At 70.4% G+C, this 16,118-nt stretch carries 19 protein-coding genes and 1 pseudogene; 12 read left to right on the forward strand and 8 right to left on the reverse strand.

Annotated features, from left to right (window positions below):
• On the reverse strand, positions 1-1,062 hold a 1,062-nt coding region (locus tag MXD58_RS00735), incomplete at its 3' end, for a sensor histidine kinase (protein ID WP_250608972.1).
• A 78-nt stretch (positions 1,063-1,140) separates the two neighbouring features.
• The gene (locus MXD58_RS00740) at positions 1,141-1,440 is read right to left on the reverse strand and encodes a winged helix-turn-helix transcriptional regulator (RefSeq protein WP_284677693.1); all 300 of its coding nucleotides are present in this window, start codon (positions 1,438-1,440) and stop codon (positions 1,141-1,143) included.
• Between MXD58_RS00740 and MXD58_RS00745 the strand changes: the two genes are divergently transcribed.
• The 4 genes from MXD58_RS00745 to MXD58_RS00760 are packed head-to-tail and all read left to right on the forward strand — an operon-like array spanning position 1,439 to position 5,420.
• Positions 1,439-1,969 carry an NAD(P)-dependent oxidoreductase gene (locus MXD58_RS00745; RefSeq protein WP_248838570.1) on the forward strand — a complete coding sequence of 177 codons (531 nt, stop codon included), beginning with the start codon at positions 1,439-1,441 and terminating at the stop codon, positions 1,967-1,969. The genes MXD58_RS00740 and MXD58_RS00745 overlap by 2 nt on opposite strands.
• 27 nt (positions 1,970-1,996) lie before the next feature.
• Positions 1,997-2,521: a PadR family transcriptional regulator gene (locus tag MXD58_RS00750; RefSeq protein ID WP_248838571.1), complete on the forward strand. Its 525-nt coding sequence runs from the start codon at positions 1,997-1,999 to the stop codon at positions 2,519-2,521.
• A complete protein-coding gene (locus MXD58_RS00755; protein WP_248838572.1) occupies positions 2,518-3,204 on the forward strand; it encodes an ABC transporter ATP-binding protein in 687 nt (228 codons plus the stop codon). The genes MXD58_RS00750 and MXD58_RS00755 overlap by 4 nt, the downstream gene beginning before the upstream one ends.
• Positions 3,201-5,420: an FtsX-like permease family protein gene (locus MXD58_RS00760; protein WP_248838573.1), complete on the forward strand. Its 2,220-nt coding sequence runs from the start codon at positions 3,201-3,203 to the stop codon at positions 5,418-5,420. The genes MXD58_RS00755 and MXD58_RS00760 overlap by 4 nt, the downstream gene beginning before the upstream one ends.
• A gap of 6 nt (positions 5,421-5,426) precedes the next feature.
• Here the strand turns inward: MXD58_RS00760 and MXD58_RS00765 are convergent, their stop codons facing one another.
• Positions 5,427-6,089, reverse strand: coding sequence for an alpha/beta hydrolase family protein (locus MXD58_RS00765; RefSeq protein ID WP_248838574.1), 663 nt, complete (start codon positions 6,087-6,089; stop codon positions 5,427-5,429).
• Positions 6,090-6,218: 129 nt separating this feature from the next.
• Here MXD58_RS00765 and MXD58_RS00770 point away from each other — a divergent pair, with 129 nt between their 5' ends.
• Positions 6,219-6,626, forward strand: a complete 408-nt coding sequence (locus MXD58_RS00770) for a hypothetical protein (RefSeq protein WP_248838575.1) — start codon at positions 6,219-6,221, stop codon at positions 6,624-6,626.
• Between the two features lie 231 nt (positions 6,627-6,857).
• On the opposite strand, the gene MXD58_RS00775 is transcribed toward MXD58_RS00770, so the two are convergent.
• On the reverse strand, positions 6,858-7,217 hold the full coding sequence (locus MXD58_RS00775; protein ID WP_248838576.1) for a hypothetical protein: 360 nt from the start codon (positions 7,215-7,217) through the stop codon (positions 6,858-6,860).
• 24 nt (positions 7,218-7,241) lie between these two features.
• On the opposite strand from MXD58_RS00775, the gene MXD58_RS00780 reads away from it, so the two are divergent.
• Complete coding sequence (locus MXD58_RS00780) at positions 7,242-7,724, forward strand: HhH-GPD-type base excision DNA repair protein (protein WP_308301869.1); 483 nt, start codon at positions 7,242-7,244, stop codon at positions 7,722-7,724.
• A gap of 89 nt (positions 7,725-7,813) precedes the next feature.
• Here the strand turns inward: MXD58_RS00780 and MXD58_RS00785 are convergent, their stop codons facing one another.
• Entirely contained in the window at positions 7,814-8,491 is a 678-nt protein-coding gene (locus tag MXD58_RS00785; RefSeq protein WP_248838577.1) for an HAD family hydrolase, read from the reverse strand.
• A 326-nt stretch (positions 8,492-8,817) separates the two neighbouring features.
• Here MXD58_RS00785 and MXD58_RS00790 point away from each other — a divergent pair, with 326 nt between their 5' ends.
• The 3 genes and pseudogenes from MXD58_RS00790 to MXD58_RS00800 form a co-directional block, all read left to right on the forward strand.
• Entirely contained in the window at positions 8,818-8,970 is a 153-nt protein-coding gene (locus MXD58_RS00790) for a hypothetical protein (RefSeq protein ID WP_248838578.1), read from the forward strand.
• Positions 8,963-9,256 (forward strand): ribbon-helix-helix protein, CopG family, encoded by a 294-nt coding sequence (locus MXD58_RS30525; RefSeq protein WP_248838579.1) that lies wholly within the window; start codon positions 8,963-8,965, stop codon positions 9,254-9,256. The genes MXD58_RS00790 and MXD58_RS30525 overlap by 8 nt, the downstream gene beginning before the upstream one ends.
• 280 nt (positions 9,257-9,536) lie before the next feature.
• Positions 9,537-9,965, forward strand: a pseudogene (locus MXD58_RS00800) (TetR family transcriptional regulator); the annotation flags it as partial.
• A 30-nt stretch (positions 9,966-9,995) separates the two neighbouring features.
• Here MXD58_RS00800 and MXD58_RS00805 read toward each other — a convergent pair.
• From MXD58_RS00805 to MXD58_RS00815, 3 genes are all read right to left on the reverse strand, one after another.
• Entirely contained in the window at positions 9,996-10,457 is a 462-nt protein-coding gene (locus MXD58_RS00805; RefSeq protein ID WP_248838581.1) for a flavodoxin family protein, read from the reverse strand.
• 379 nt (positions 10,458-10,836) lie between these two features.
• The gene (locus MXD58_RS00810; RefSeq protein ID WP_248838582.1) at positions 10,837-11,667 is read right to left on the reverse strand and encodes a class I SAM-dependent methyltransferase; all 831 of its coding nucleotides are present in this window, start codon (positions 11,665-11,667) and stop codon (positions 10,837-10,839) included.
• 139 nt (positions 11,668-11,806) lie between these two features.
• The gene (locus tag MXD58_RS00815; RefSeq protein ID WP_250608973.1) at positions 11,807-12,745 is read right to left on the reverse strand and encodes an alpha/beta hydrolase; all 939 of its coding nucleotides are present in this window, start codon (positions 12,743-12,745) and stop codon (positions 11,807-11,809) included.
• 87 nt (positions 12,746-12,832) lie between these two features.
• Between MXD58_RS00815 and MXD58_RS00820 the strand changes: the two genes are divergently transcribed.
• From MXD58_RS00820 to MXD58_RS00830, 3 genes are all read left to right on the forward strand, one after another.
• Positions 12,833-13,408 carry a TetR/AcrR family transcriptional regulator gene (locus MXD58_RS00820; protein ID WP_248838584.1) on the forward strand — a complete coding sequence of 192 codons (576 nt, stop codon included), beginning with the start codon at positions 12,833-12,835 and terminating at the stop codon, positions 13,406-13,408.
• Between the two features lie 399 nt (positions 13,409-13,807).
• Positions 13,808-13,948, forward strand: a complete 141-nt coding sequence (locus MXD58_RS00825; RefSeq protein WP_250608974.1) for a hypothetical protein — start codon at positions 13,808-13,810, stop codon at positions 13,946-13,948.
• Between the two features lie 349 nt (positions 13,949-14,297).
• Positions 14,298-16,085 (forward strand): serine/threonine protein kinase, encoded by a 1,788-nt coding sequence (locus MXD58_RS00830; RefSeq protein WP_248838585.1) that lies wholly within the window; start codon positions 14,298-14,300, stop codon positions 16,083-16,085.
• Positions 16,086-16,118: the final 33 nt, after the last annotated feature.

Raw genomic sequence — 16,118 nt, forward strand, 5'->3', positions numbered from 1 at the left:
GGTCACGGCCGGCGCCCCGCCGTCGCGGCCCGGCTGAGCAGCCGCGCCGCCCGAACGGGAGGACGGCATCGTGCTCGGGACGGAGTCATGGTGGCCTCCCCCGGTGCCGACGCCGTCATCGGCGATGTCCAGGTCGAGGGTCGTCGCGGTGTAGGTGAGGGTGACCTCGACGCGGGAGGCGTGGGCGTGGCGCAGCGCGTTGGTGAGCGCCTCACCGACGATGCGGTAGGCGGAGACGTCCACCCCGGCGGGCAGCGGGCGGGCGGTGCCACGTGTGTGGATCGTGACGTCCAGGCCGGCGGCGCGCAGCGGTTCGGCGAGTTCGTCGACGCGGGCCAGGCCAGGCTGGGGGCGCAGCGGGTCGGCGTCCTCGGCGCCGGGGCGGACGACGGCGAGCAGGCGGCGCAGTTCGGCCAGCGCGTCGCGGCCGGTGGTCTCGATCGAGCGCAGCGCCTTGCGGGCCTGGTCGGGCCGGGTGTCGAAGACGTCGTCCGCGGCGGCGGCCTGCACGATGATCACCGAGACGCTGTGGGCGACGACATCGTGGATCTCCCGGGCGATGCGGCTGCGTTCCTCAGCGACGGCCCGGCGGGCCTCCCCCTCGATGGCCACCCGGCGGTTACGGGCGATCTCCCCGATCGCCCAGGCGGCGACCGACACGACCATGACGAAGTAGGTGTCCTCGCGGCTCGCGGAGGCGAAGTCGACGGCGCACAGCCCGAGCAGGGCCAGCAGGGCCAGCAGCGACAACGCCGGCGCCCTCGCGGCGGCTAGGGAAATGATCGCGATCAGTGCCGCGATCGGGATGGCGATCGTGGGCACGAGAAGCTGCAGGACCAGGCCGCCGACCAGCGCGGCAGCGAACACGGCCACGGGTCGGGCGCGTCGCCAGTACAGCGCGACGGCCTGCCCGACGCCGAACGGCAGGCCGAGCAGGATCAGCAGCGGCGCGCGCGTGCGGTCGTGTTCGTCCAACACCACCGCGACCAGGAACAGCCCGAGCACGACCACGAGCACGACATCCGCCGCCGGCCGCAGCCACCCGCGCCGTCGCCCGCCCATCCCCCGATCATGCACGTCGCCGGCGCTCCGCCACCGACAGGGCGGGCGAGCTGGAGATTCCCTGGACCGAATGAGCCGTCAGCCCCCGGGCAGGCCGTCGTCGTGGCGGCGGCGGGCGGCCAGCAGGTCGTCGAGGTTGTCCCGGGCCCAGCTTCGAGCCGCCTCGACGAGGTTCAGCAGCGTCCGGCCGAGGGCGGTCGGCTCGTACTCCACGTGCGGCGGGTTCTCGTCGAACACGTTCCGGTTCACCAGGCCGTCGCGTTCCATCGCGCGAAGGGTGTCGGTGAGAACCTTCGCGCTCACCGCGTCGAGGATCTGCCGGAGTTCGGTGAACCACGTTGCGGTAACCGGCCTACTCTCTCCTACTTTGACAGCCATGACAGCAGCACAGCGAACGCAGCACCTCCGGGCAGCCCTGCGACCAGGGACGCCGGCACGGGTCGCCGTTCTCGGCGCCGGCGGCCGCGCGGGGCGGGCCGTCAGCGCGGAGTTCGTCGCCCGGGGGCACCGGGTCCTCGGCGCCGTCCGCGACGCGAGGCGACACCGGTCACTGGGAGATCTCGGTGTCGAGGTGGCCGAGGCGGACGCTCTCGTCGCGAACGACCTCGTCGACGTTCTGCGGGACGCCGACGTCATCGTGGTCGCCGTGACCCCGTTCTCGGCACCGCCCGCCACGTTCGACGGCTTCGACGAGGGCTTCTACGAGCGCGTCATCACCAGCGTGGCCGGTGCCGCCCGAACATCGCCGGTCACCAGGCTGATCACGATCGGCCTGTCCGCCAACCTGGCCCTGACCGACGGACGCAGAGTGATGGACGACCCCGACGTCTTTCCGCCGGGTCTGCTGCCGTTCGCCCGCGCACACGCCCGTGAGCGTCCCTCGGACTCACCGGGTATCTACACGTGAGGTATACACGCAGATTATAGTGACCTTGTGAGTATCCCTCTGACCCTGCTGGGTCTGCTGGAACGCGAGGCGAGCCACGGCTACGACCTCAAACGGGAGTACGACGCCCTGTTCGGGCGCGGCAGGCCGCTGCCGTACGGCCAGGTGTACTCGACGCTCGCCCGGCTGGCCCGGGACGGAAAGATCATCGCTGGTGAGGCCGAACCCGGTTCCGGGCCGGAGCGCCGCCGCTACGTCATCACCGAGACCGGCGCGACCGAGTTCGAACAGTGGCTCACCGAGGCGGTGCCGCCCGAGCCGCACCTGCAGACGACGCTGTTCACCAAGGTCGTGCTGGCCCTGATGCTCGGCCGGGACGCGCACGCCTACCTCGACACCCAGCGCCTGGCCCACCTGCGGCGCATGCGCGAACTCACCGACCTACGCCGCGGCGGGGAGATCGTCGACGTCCTGCTCGCCGACCACGGGCTGTTCCACCTGGAAGCGGACCTGCGCTGGATCGAGGCGACGTCCGGACGCCTGGACCAGCTCGCCGCGAAGGTGCGCGCGTGAGCGCCCTGATCGAGGCCCGCGACGTCACGTTGGCCTTCGGCGGAACCCCGGCGCTGCGCGGCGTGTCCCTCGCCGTCGACGCCGGCGACATCATCGCGATCATGGGGCCGAGCGGGTCCGGCAAGTCGACGCTGCTGCACTGCCTGGGCGGCATCCTCGTGCCCGACGCGGGCGAGGTGTGGCTCGACGGCCGGCGCGTCGACACCCTCGACGAGCAGCGTCGCAGCGCGCTGCGGCGCGACGTGTTCGGCTTCGTCTTCCAGTTCGGCCAGCTCGTCCCGGAGCTGACCGCCGAGGAGAACGTCGCCCTGCCGCTGCTGCTGGGCGGCACCCGCCGGGCGGCGGCGCTCGCCGAGTCGCGGTCGTGGTTCGCCCGCCTCGGCCTCGACGGTCTGCAGCGACGGCGATCAGGTGAGCTCTCGGGCGGTCAGGCGCAGCGGGTCGCGCTCGCCCGCGGCCTGGTGGCCCGGCCCAGGGTGCTCTTCGCCGACGAGCCGACCGGCGCGCTCGACTCGCTGACCGGCGAGCAGGTCATGAACCTCCTCGTCGACGCGGCCCGCGCCGAGGGCACCACCGTCATCCTCGTCACCCACGAACCGCGGGTCGCCGCCTACGCCGACCGACAGGTGATCGTCCGGGACGGCCGCAGCAGTGCGCTCACCGTCGAACGGGTCGGATCGTGATCGCGCTCGCGCTGCGCCTCGCGGTCAGCGGCGGGCGGGCCGCCGTCGGGCGCCTCGTCCTCATCGCCGCCGCCGTCGCCCTCGGGGTGGCGCTGCTGCTGTCCACGCTGGCCAGCACGAACGCCGTCGGCCACCAGGACGACCGGCAGCTGTGGCTGGCCAGCGGCTCGGCCAGCCGGACGCAGACCGCCGCCGTCGATCCGCTGTGGTGGTGGGCGCATACCGACTACTACGACGGCAGCGCCATCGCCGAGGTGGACGTCGCCGCCACCGGTCGCACCTCCCCCGTCCCGCCGGGCCTGACCCGGCTACCGGCCGCCGGGGAGTACTACGCCTCGCCGGCGCTGGCCACACTGCTGCGGGCCACCCCCGCCGACCAGCTCGGCGACCGCTTCCCCGGCCGCCTCGCCGGCATGATCGGCGAGGGCGCGCTGGCGTCGCCGGGCACCCTCGTCGCGGTCATCGGCCGGACTCCGGACGAGGTCAAGCGCCGCCCCGACGCGCGCACGATCACCACCATCGCCGACGTGATGCCGCCGGTGTGCGGCGACGACTGCCTGGTCACCGGCATCCGCGGCGACGGGCTGACGCTGATGTTCTCGGTGGTCGCCGCCGCGCTGGTCTTCCCCGTGCTGATGTTCATCGGGACGGCGACGCGGCTGTCCGCCGCCACCCGCGAGCAGCGCTACGCCGCGATGCGCCTGGTAGGCGCCACGCCGCGGCAGATCGCGACGATCTCGACGGTGGAGTCCACGGTGGCGGCCGGCGCCGGCGTGGTCGTCGGGTTCGGCGTGTTCGGCGCGTTGCGCCCGCTGGTCGCGACCATCCCGTTCACCGGCGCACGGTTCTTCACCGCGGATCTCACCCTGTCGGCCGGCCAGGTGATCGCCGTCGTCCTGGGCGTCCCGGTCGCGGCGGCGCTGGCCGCCCGGGTCGCGCTGCGCCGCGTCATCATCTCCCCGCTGGGGATCACCCGCCGCGCCACGCCCCATCCGCCGCGGGCCTGGCGGCTGGTCGTGCTCGCCGCCGGGCTCGGTGAGCTCGCGTTCTTCCTCGGCCGCCGGCCGCAGACCTCGAACGGGCAGGCCGCGGCCTACCTCCCCGGGTTCCTGCTCGTCATGATCGGCCTGGTGATCGCGGGGCCGTGGCTGACGATGACGGCCGCCCGCGCGAGCGCCCACCGGGCCCGGCGGCCGGCGACACTGATCGCCGCGCGCCGCCTCGCGGACGATCCGCAAGCCGGCTTCCGCGCGGTCAGCGGACTGGTCCTCGCCCTGTTCGTGGCCACGGCGACGGTCAGCGTCATCGGCACCATCAACGCCCGGCGCGCCACCCTCGGCGGCGACGCGCGGACCAGGACCGTCGTGCAGGACGGCGAGCTGGACGGTGCGCCGCTGACCAGCGCCAACCCCGACAGCCTCCTCGCCCGGCTGCACGCCGTCCCCGGCGTCGGCGGCTTCGCGACGATCCGCGCGGACCTACACCGGATCGGGACGGCGCGACCGCAGGTGCGTCCGGACGGCCTGGTGCTGTGCGCGGAGGTCGCCAGGACCGCGATGGTCGGGCGGTGCGCGCCAGGGGCGGCCGTCGCCGCCGTGCCGCTGGACGCCTTCCTCAACCTCACCTCCTCGCCAGCCCAGGAGTGGCCCACCGCCCCGATCAGCGCGACCGAGCTCACGAGGCTGCCCGTGCAGATGCTCTACGTCGCCACGGACGGGTCGACCGCGGCTTTGGAGCGGACCCGGACACTGCTCACCGGCGCCTACCCGGGCAACGAGGCCCGGACGGTCGGCGACTGGGCCGCCGACCAGCAGCGCGTTCTGGCCGGCTGGCGGCAGCTGGCGAACGTCGTGCTGGCGACGACCCTGCCGATCGCCGGCTGCGGTCTCGCCGTCAGCGTCGTCACCGGTCTGTCCGACCGGCGCCGCCCGTTCGCGATGCTGCGACTCGCCGGCGCCCCGCTCCCCATGCTGCGGCGCACGATCGCGATCGAGAGCGCCCTGCCGCTGCTGGCCGCGGCCCTGCTCGCGATCGGCGCGGGCTTCGCCGCGTCGGCGATGTTCCTTCGCTCGCAGCTCGACTACGGACTCGTCCGTCCAGGCGCCAGCTACTTCGTGCTCGCCGCCGGCGGCATGCTGCTCTCCCTCGCCATCATCGCCTCGACCCTGCCGCTGCTCGCCCGGATCACCGGTGCGGAGTCCGCCCGCAACGGCTGAGGTGCGTCAGGTTCCTTCCCCGGTGGCGTCGAGGAACTGCTGGGTCTCGCGGGCGAGCTGGACGAGGAACCGGTTGCGTTGGAACGCGGGATCCTCGGTCAGGCCGGGCGGCGGGGTGTTCATGAAGCTGAAGTGGCCCGCTCCCGGCACGACGGTGATCTCGACGGGTGCGGGCGCCTTCGTCAGGCCGCGGATCTGCTCGACCGGCGTGATCCGGTCGAGTTCCCCCGCGTAGACGAGTGTCGGCACCGTCACGGCGTCCAACGCGCCGGGGGCGGCGAACCAGCCGACGGCCGGCGTGTAGAGCGCGAGGCGGGACACCCGCGGTTCGCGGGGCACGACCATCGGCGTCCCGTCGCTTGACCACGGGGTCGCCCCGGCCAGGCAGAGGGCCGCCCATCCCCCGACCGAATGGCCGACGACGGCGACCGGCAGCTCCGGCGCGCCGTGCTCCCGCAGCGCCGCGACCAGGCCGAGCGGGCGCGCGAGCAGCTGCGCCGCGGTGGCCTCGGCGGGGATGATCTGCTCAAAGTATGGCGCGATGACCTGGGCGCCGTGGGCCGCCAGGTATTTCAGCAGCGGACGATGACGCTCCGGATCGCCGCCCGCGCCGGCGGCGAACAACACCACCCGTCTGGCCTTCGCCGCCCCGAGCGTGAGAGCGTCCATCGGTTCCTCCTCAGGACCTTCGTGCCGCGGATCGACCATGGACGCAACGCCGACGGCGGCCAGGCTACGTGACGCGGCCACGCCGGCACGCCGGCGGCCCCCTCCCCGCGCGACGGTACGGTCAACCTCATGTCCGACGCTCAGCTCTCCGTGCGCGAGTTCGTCGCCGCGACGGCGAACGTCTACCCGTTCCTCACCGTGGAAGCCGACCAGTGGCATGAGGTCGGCTATTTCTTCGACCCGGTCGAGAACGTCTATGCCTATTATTCGATAGACCGCAAGGACCCGCGGGAGTACGTCGAGCGATTCGCAACCGCGGAGGAGCTACTGGCCGCCCGCGGCGCGGACGAAGCGGTCGCGTCCTGGGTCGACTCGTTCGAGCTCTGTGTCGAGTTCGACGAACGATACGTCTACTACCCCGCGACCCGCGCTCTGCACAGATTCCCGGTCGCCGCCCGCACCACGATGACCGCGGAGGAGGCCCTGGCCAACCTCGAAGGCCGCCCCCTCACCTGGCTTCGCGAGCAACTCTCCTGACCGCCGCGGCGCGACCCGGCGACGCCGCCGCCGACGTGCTTGGAGCCGACGGTTACCTCCTCGACACACCTGCCACATCGGCTATGTGAGCGGCGCCCTCACGCACGTACCGAGAGGCGTCGCAGACGCCAGGGAGGGCGGTGTACCGCCCGTCGGGGCAGCCAGTTGCCCGGCGAACAGCCCCCGGCGAACAGCCCCCGGCGACCTGGCGTGCGGTGTCCACGAGATCTGTCAGGAAAGGACTCGCTGGACGGCTTCGAGACTGGTTCCACCGTCAGCGTTGAACGCGATCTTGGCCGCCGGAACGCGGGTATGAACGAGGTTGACCACGGCCTCGAAGAACTCCAGTAGAGGCTCGGGCTTACGGATGCCGCCGCCGATGACCACGACGTCCCACGCCTGGCTGACGACTGCCTGCTTGATCTGGTCCGGCGCTGATTCGTCGAGCGGGACGAGGAGTTGCTCAACCAGATAGCCCGCCACCCGGACTCGTTCGAGACCGTACGCGAGACCGCGATCAACTGCTTCGACATCGATGCCCGGCAGCGCATGTGAGTCAAGACCGACGATCAGGACACGAGCGGTAGCCACATCGGCAGCCTCTAGGACCAGCAGATCCCCTTGGAACGGGCGTTCGCCGCGCCGTATGAGTTGGCCGCCCGGCTCGGCCGTGCGCTCGACGTGAACGAGCTGGCCGAGTTCGATCCGGATGAGCTGGCTGCGGTGTTCTCGCGCCCGCCAGCGCTGCACCGGTTCCCGGGTTCGATGGCCAAGCGGGTGCAGTCGCTGTGCCGATTGATCCTGGAGTCCTACGACGGTGAGGCGGCGGCGGTCTGGACGAGCGCGACGGACGGCCGCGTGCTGCTGAAGCAGGTCGCGGCACTGCCGGGCTTCGGGGAGCAGAAGGCGAAGATATTTGTCGCGCTGCTGGGTGAGCAGCTCGGGGTGACTCCGCCCGGCTGGCGGGAGGCGTGCGGGCCGTTCGGCGAGGACGGCAGCTACCGTTCTGTCGCCGACATCACCAGCCCCGAGTCCCGGATCAAGGTCCGCGACTTCAAGAAGGCCATGAAGGCCGCCGCCAAGGCAGGATCCGCCTGAGTTGGCGGCGTTGCCCGGCACGCCGGTCGGGTAGTCGGAGTCCAGGAACGTCGGCTCCGCCATGAGCGGTGGTCGATCTCATCGACCGCTTACGCCAGGATTCGATGGATGGCCAGCAGGTCTGATGCCTCATAGTCGATGCGTGTCTGCTGTGGCCGTTCTCTGCCTTTCCGGTTCAACCAGGCGACGGGAATGCCGAGTGATGTCGCTCCGGCTACGTCGCAACTCAGGGAGTCCCCAATATGAAGAACTTGATCGGGTTGTAGTCCCAGCCGGCCGAGCGCGAGCCTGAAGGGCTCCGGCCGGGGCTTGTACGCGCGGGCATCCTCGCTTGTCACGACCAGATCGACCCCGATGCCATGATGGCTGATCGCCGCCTCAATATCGGCGCGGTCGATGTCCGACACGATACAGACCGGCTGTGTGATCTCGCTCAGGAATGCCGTGGCCTCCTGGAACAGGGTCGGCTGCCGCCAGTATGCGAACATCTGCTCACTCAGTGCCTCCTCGTCGGCCACCGACCCGAAGTGCTGGATCGTTTCTCGAAGCGACTGCCGCTCCAGGGCCCGCTGGGTGGCGAAGGAAGGCCCCACGGACACCGTGCACAAACGCGAGAAAAGATCTGACCAGTACAAGCCAACCGTATGCGGATCGACCTGCTGGCTGGAAGTGTCACTGATCTCGACGCATATCTGTCGGATCTGCTGGTCGTCCTCCTCGACGACTGTCCCGTAGAAATCAAGTAGTACTGCCTGTGGCCGGCTCATGCGCAAGCGCCCAGTCTCACTCCGTGATCGTACCGCCGGTGGAACCGCTCATGGCGTCCCTCCGCCCTCGTGGGCCGCCCGGCCATCGCCCGGCGCCGGACCGGTGGCCTTCGTGGGCGCCCTGCCGCCCGATGCTCGCGCGTGTAAGTAGACGTGTGACACTGTAAGTTGTGGCGGGTGACCTGTGGTGGGATCGGGATGACGCGGACTACATCCGGCGCCGTTCTGATCGTTACCCCGGCGCGACGGACATCGAGCCTGGATGGACCGTGGAGGCGGCCAGAGATCCCAGGCGGATCGTTCGTGATCCGGACCCGAGGAGCAGGATGGGCGCGGCCCGACTCATCGGCTACTCCCGTAGCGCCGGGTTCGTGCTGACTGTGATCTTCGATCCGACCGATCAGGCCGGAATCACGGCGTGGAAGACCCGGGGGAGCGACCTCCGCGACTACCTGGAGGGAGGGGCCGGTCGTGACTGATCCGTCCAGGCGTGCCCGGCGGGCGGCGATCCGTGCCGAGTACGCGGTGGAGGAGGCCGAAGCGGCTGAGGCTGAGGCGGTCGAATCCGAGCAGGCCGTCGTCTCGGTACGGGTGCCGGCGTCGTTGGCGGATGCGCTCAAGGCACGCGCGGCCGCCGAGCACATCCCGACGTCCGCCTTGGTTCGTCGCATCCTGTCGCGCGCGGTGGAGAGCCGTGACGCGCCCGTGATGACCGAGGACCAGGTCGAGGAGATCGTGCGCAGGGTCCTGCGGGAGTCCGCATAGAGATCCTTCCCGTTCTTTGTTTGTCCGACTTGATGCGATCAACAAATCCACCCGAACGTGCGTTCGCCGCGCCGCTGGAACTCTCACGCCGACTCCATCCTTCCGAGATCGGTGGGGACCAGCGGCTGATCCACTGAAGGCAACCTGCATCATGCGGATTACCTCTCTACAGCTGAGGTCGTCACCGTCCGCGACGGTCTCGTATCTTTTCTTGAGGTCTTCTGCCCCAGTTGTGGGCTTATAAGTTATTTTGTACATTTCGGCGCCACCGGCCGCGAGTATGCAGGGCACGCTGACGACCCGGCCGTCCTCACGGACCTTCATCGTCAGCGGCCTCGACGGTCTGACACTTCGCAAACTCGCCGCGCGGCTCGGCGTGCAGCAGCCAACCCTCTACTGGCATCTCCCCAACAAGGCGGCCCTGCTCACCGCGATCGCCGAACTGATCCTCGAGCAGCAGTTCGCTGAGATGGCGCCGCCCGAGCCGGACGAACGATGGCAGGACTGGCTGCTCAGCCTCGCCGAGCAGCTGCGCGGCGCACCGCTCGCCCACCCGGACGGCGCCCGGATCATCTCGGCTTCGCAGCTCTCCCTCAGGATGGCCGCGATCTCCGAGCTGGCGATGAGTACCCTTGTAGCCTGCGGCGTTCCATTGCGGGCGGCCCGGCTGATCGTCCTGACGCTGGAGCGATTCGCTGTCGCAGAACTTGCACAAAATCGCGTGCGTCGGGCGGTTACGCTAGGTGTCCGCGAGCGTGGCCGCCACGGTCGCGCCCAACTCCCAGCATGCTTCGCGGGCAGCAGTGTCGAGCGCTCCCACCACCGTCAGCGGCTCCCGCAAGTGCCTCCACCGCAGCCCCGTAGTGATCGTCTCCACCGACCGTACGGCGCCCGTGGTGTCGCTGCCTCCATGGACGTAGAGGGCATACGGCCGACCGACAGTCGCTTCAAGGCAAGGATAATACACGCCATCAAAAAAGTGCTTCAAAGCCCCCGACATATAACCGATATTGGCTGGAGTGCCGAGAATATATCCGTCGGCAGCCAAGACATCCGAGGCAGTTGCCGAGAGTGCCGGCCGAACCTCAACTTCCACGCCCTCAATTTCATCCGCCCGAGCGCCCGACAGAACCGCCTCCAGCATCTCCTGCATGGTCGGGGACGGGGTGTGATGGACTACCAGCAGCTTCGCCACAACCATACCCTACCAAGCTAAGGCCCACCCCCTCATATGAGAAGGTGGGCGGATGGTTAGGGACAGTTGCATGGGCTATACACCCAAACGCGCCTCCTAGCAGCGTCGTGCCCTGCGAGATGGTGAATCGCATCCATGTAGCGGGCGGCTGCTTCCATATCCCCGAAGCAGTGATAGGGAGAGATCCAGCCGTTCGGTTCCCGGTAGACGAGGTGAACTTTCACACCCACCGGAATCGGTTGGGCCTCAATCTGCGGCTTCGCGTGCTCTACGTACGCCACACGACGTCCAAGCGGTGTGCGTCAAACGCCCGAAGGCCCTGCCGGGTTGCGGGCTTGACACCGAACCCGGGGCGGTTCAGGGGATCGAGGCCAAGCTCTTCGGCCTACCGTTCGGGAGGGGCAGCGAAACTCAATAGGGAGATCGACGGGCGCAGATCGCGTGGGCCGGGCAGGATCGCGATCTTTCGGAGTGTCCTCGATCGCCATGCCCTGCGGCCGAGCGGCGGCTGTAGGTCTTCGGCGGTTGCCACGCCGGGGATCTGCGCGGGCAGGCGGGCGGCCGCGGAGACCGACAAACTGAAGGGCATGGGCGGTGCGGTGTAGCGGGCCGACATGCGGTAGCTCTTCATCGTCCGGTTGCTGAGCGATGCAGGTATCGAGTCGAAGAAAAGCTGCCCGCCGGGGAACCGCGCGGCGCACTCGGCGATCAGGTTCATCACCTGGCCGCGTTCCAAGTACATGAACAGCCCCTCGGCGGAGATGAACACGCCGTGCCCCGGATCGGGAGCGTCCATCCAGCTGTGGTCCAGCGCCGAGGCCGGGATCGCGGTCATGCGTGGCTCCTGGGGGAGCAGACGTCGGCGCAGGTCGATCACCGGTGGCAGGTCTACGGACAGCCAGCTGATGCCAGGCCGTCCCAGGCGCCAGTAGGTGGTCTGCAGACCCTCGCCGAGGGCGACCACCGTGGCGGCGGGGCGCCGGTCCAGATAGGCGCGGATCGCGATGTCCAGGGCGAGCGCGCGCAGTGGATGGCTCTGGCTCGGCTTGCCGAACCGGTCAAAATCGTAATCGATTCCGCGGTAGAGGCGCTCCGCCAGTGGATCGCGGAATGCCGAGGCCGGGCGCATCGACTCCTCGGCGCGGTTGCGCAGCGTCCACAGGCACGTTGCGGCCACACTGTCCAGGGCCGCGCCGTCGATCTTGCCTTCGGTCATGTTCACTCCAGGTGGAACGGGCCGCAACCGCTGCCCGTCGACGGCCTCGTGGTCGGTGTCGTGCGGGACAGGCTGGGCGGCGTCAACGACAGGACGGCACGGCCCGGGATCAACGCGCCGTGGCTGTGGCGGCTCAACGTCAGCCAATGAGGTGTGCTCGGAGGAACTCGCGGATTTCCGCCCGTGCGGCGTCGGCCTGCCGCGCCAGGCCCGGGGTGCTGAGGAAGGCGTGCCCCGCTCCGGGGAATTCGGCCAGACGCGTCGACGTCCCGGCGGCCCGCAGCCGTTCGGCGTAACGTCGACCGTGATCGGCCAGCGGGTCGTGGGTCGGCACCACCACGAGCGCCGGGGCCAGCCCGTTCAGGCTGTCGGCGCACAGCGGCGAAAGCGCGCGCGGGTCGGTTCCCGGCGCAACGGCGAGTCGTTGGAACAGCTGCAGCACCGGCACGGCGAGGGTCGGGGTGCGGGCGTGCTGGGTGACCGAGGCATGGTCAAGCATCGCCTCGGTCACATCGACGGCGGGGTTGACCAGCACCTGGGCTTTGAGGTGCAGGTCGGACTCGCGGGCCCGGATGGCGGCCAAGGCGCCGATCAACGCGCCACAGCTTTCACCGAACACAGCCGTCCGCGCCGCGTCGATGCCCCACCGCTCGGCGGCTTGGAGCACGAGCTGGAGCACGTCCCAGCCGTCGGCAACGGCCGCCGACAGCGGAGTTCGCTGGTCGAGGAGTCGGTGCTCGACCGAGACGACGACCGCGGGAACCTGGGCGGCGAGGTGGCTGTTGACCCAGTCGCTCTGCACCGCCGTACCCACGAACCCGCCGCCGTGCACGTGGAGCACGAACGGCAACTCGGCGTCTCCGCCGGCGCGCGCTGCCGGACGGTAGACCCGCACCGACAGTCCGCGGCCGGGCAGCGCCACCTCCTGCCAGTCGATCGCGGCGCCGGGATCCGGATCCCCGCTGATCGCCCGCACCGCGGGGGACGCCCGAAAGCGGTTCTCCGCATCGCGGTAGGCGACCAGCTCCTCGATCGTCATCCTCAACCAGTCCGGCTCCGACGGACGCCCCGTAGTCATGATCTCGTTCATGGTCTCTCCCGGGAAAGCGGTTTCGCGACCTTAGGTATCGAAACCCACGGTAGCGAAAAACGCTATCCTGTGTCCATGGCATCGGCCATCTCCACCCGACCACCCGGCCGCCCGCGCACAGGCGTCCACGCCGCGGTGTTCGCCGCCACGCTGAGGACGGTCCACGAGCTCGGCTACGCGCGCGCCACCGTCGAACGCATCGCTACGGCGGCCGGTGTCGCCAAGACGACGATCTATCGGCGCTGGCCGTCCAAGGGCGACCTGATCGTGGACTGCCTCCTGGACGCCTTCGGTCCGGCCTCACTGGAGGGCGCCAGCCGAGCCGAGATCATGTCCTCGGCTATCCACTGGATCGCGGCGAAGATCGGCGAACCCGGGGTGGGCGACGCGTTCGCCGGCGTGTTCAGCGACGCCGTCAGCGACCCGGCCCTGCGCGAGATCCTGTCCGTGCGGCTGCAGGATCCGTACCGGCTGGCGCTCCAGGACGCGCTCGGCGAGCCGGAGGACCGGGTCCGGTTCTTCACCGATGTCGTGGTCGGAACCCTGCTCCACCGGATGGGCATGACCGGCGCGCCGATGGCCGACACCGACGTCGCCGCACTGGTCGGGATGGTCCTGCCCGCCTTGCAGCGAGGCTCCCACCCTTTTTGAACCTCAGCTCAGAACACTCGTCGGGGCCCGCTTGTTGAGCTGGATCGAGTCAGCGGGGGCGACCCAGCGACGCGCGGCGTGACACCACTGCGAGGGCCGCCACGGCGCAGAGCGTCGCGCCGGAGCCGACAGCCTCGGACGGCCCGATCGCGGTAGCCAAAGCGGACATCGTAGAGTGGCCCCTGCTCGACCGTCGCGAGATGGGTCGACACCAGTTTCCCGGAGTTGCGCAGGTCGTAGTTCGACGCGAGTTCCTGGTAGAAGTCGCGGGACTGCTCCACCCCATACTCACGATCGGGCGCCGCGGCGCGGCCGGCGGAGCCGCTAGGCCGGCTTGAACGCGACTCCCGAGACGAGGCGGAGTCGACCGGCGCCCGATCTGCGGCGGCCAGAACAAAATTGACCGCCCCTGCGGCGCGCGCGCTCGCGGCGCTCGACGAGTCGCCCTACGACCTCATCTTCATCGACTGGGCCGTCATCCTGACGTCTCCTGCTGGTGTTCACGCCGAACCCGGTCCGCCAGCTGCGGCGCCGCGCTGAAGCGTCGGCCTGATTCGCGTCTTCCCCGAGGACGCGAATCAGGCGGCACGCTGGACTGAGGGAAGCTCAGATCTCGACGTGGTCCCGTCGATCCGTTCGTCCAGCCTGCGTCCGCTGTCCGGGTCGAACAGGTGCACATGCCCGGCGGTGGCCCGCCGTCGGCGCGAGGCATCCAGCGGTCTCGGGGTCGTGCCGCGCGGCGTCGTCGACGTCGACGAGTCACGGGCGCACGACCCATCAGGCGCACGGGGAGCGGGCATGTTGTCGCGCTTCGTGGCGAAATATTAGGCTCTGCCCTGATGGCGCTTCAGGGAAACGATGCGGAACGACAGCCCCGACGGGATGATCTATGATCATCGATCGGGACCGGGTGGCCAAGGTCCTGCCCGGCTATGAGCTGGGCGAGCAGCTGGGCGCGGGGGCGTTCGGGCTGGTGCTGGCCGGTACGCATCGCCAGATGGGCCGCCCCGTGGCAATCAAGGTGATGGCGGCCACGGGCGCCGTGGCCGCCCCGGCTGGTTTCGCCGCCGAGGCCCAGGTGCTGGCCAAGCTGGACCATCCACACGTCGTACGGGTCTACGACTACGTCGAGGCCGACGGGCTGTGCCTGGTCCTGATGGAGAAGCTAGCGGGGGGCACCTTGACCCGGCTGCGGACGGGGATGAGCCCCGAGCGGGTCTGCGCGGTGGCACTGGCGGTCGCCGCGGCGCTTGAGCACGCGCACGGGCACAAGGTGCTGCACCGCGACATCAAGTCGGACAACGTCATGTTCGCCGGCGACGGCACGCTCAAGGTCACCGACTTTGGCATCGCCAAGCTGTTCGGAGAGCCGGGGACGATCACCAGCGGCGTAGCGGGCACGCCGGCGTACATGGCCCCGGAGCAGATCGAGGGCGGCCAGCTTGGCCCGTGGACCGATCTGTACGCGCTCGGAATCCTCCTTTACAGCCTGCTCACCGGGCGGCTGCCGTTCGACCCGAAGCTGCCCGTCTTCACGCTGCTGAGCCAGCAGCTGGCCGCGCCGCCGCCGCCGATGGACGGCGCGGCGGCTCCGCTGGCCGACGTGGTGCTCCGCGTCCTGGCCAAGTCCCCCGCCGCCCGTCCTCCGGACGCCGCAGCCTTCGCGCTGGAGCTGGCGGCCGCGGCGACGACGGTGTTCGGCGCCGGCTGGACGGCGCGCGGTCAGATGCCGCTCTATCTCGAGGACGCGGTCCGCGCCGTGACCGAGCGGCCGGACCTGAGTACCGCGGTCGTCCCGGCCGTCCCGCTCGTTCCGGCCGTCCCGCTCGTTCCAGCCGTCCCGGGCGATCCGAGTGTCCCGGGCGATCCGAGTGTCCCGGGCGATCCGGGCGTCGACGGCGATGCGGAGCCGCCGACGGTCGAGTCCAGCGCGGATGCCGCCGCGGATCAGCCCGTCGGCCCGCGCGCCAGGAGCCCGCGGCGCTCGCGCGGTGCCTGGGTCGCCGGCGTCGTCGCGCTCGTGCTGGCGGTGGTGGCCGGGGCCGTGTTCCTGTCCATCAGGAACGACCCGCCCGGGCACCCCACGGCTGGCACCTCCGCGACGGCGTCGCCGAGCACCGGGCCGGCCGGCTCGACGCCCTCCGCAGGCACGACGGGAGCGCGGACAGCGGGGCCGAGCGACCCGATCCGGTCAAACGGCCCGGCCACGCCGAGCGACCCGGTCGCGTCCCCGGCCGCGTCGACGGTTCCGGCCGGCGGTCCCGCCGGCACCGCCGCGTCGAACGTCCAGCCCGCGAGCGCCGCCCCGAGCCTGACAGCGTCCTCCATCGCGGGTATCAACGGCGGCGACGACAGCGCACAGGTCCCGGGCTCCGAGGCCGATACCTCCTGGGTGGCCAACGACGCGAGCTGTTCGGCGTGGCTGGACTTCAACGGCGCCGGCTCCTTCGCCGGAGTGCTCAACACCTCGCTGAGCCAGTCCTGCGGCGCCGAGCTCTTCCGCAACGACGGGATCGCGTACTCCTTCTCCGCGTCCTGGGGCGCCACGAAGACGAACTACATTCCCGTCGACGGACACACGATGTGGATCTGCGTCTGGAACGCGGCCAGCCCGGCCACGACCGAGCAGTGCGGCCCCCGCTTCGGCCTGACCGGCACCACCCCGGTCAGGAAATGACCGGCCGCCGACAGGCCCGTCGAGTTCCGTAGA

Origin of the sequence: Frankia sp. AgKG'84/4, from assembly GCF_023242965.2 — a bacterium.
Classification (GTDB): domain Bacteria; phylum Actinomycetota; class Actinomycetes; order Frankiales; family Frankiaceae; genus Frankia.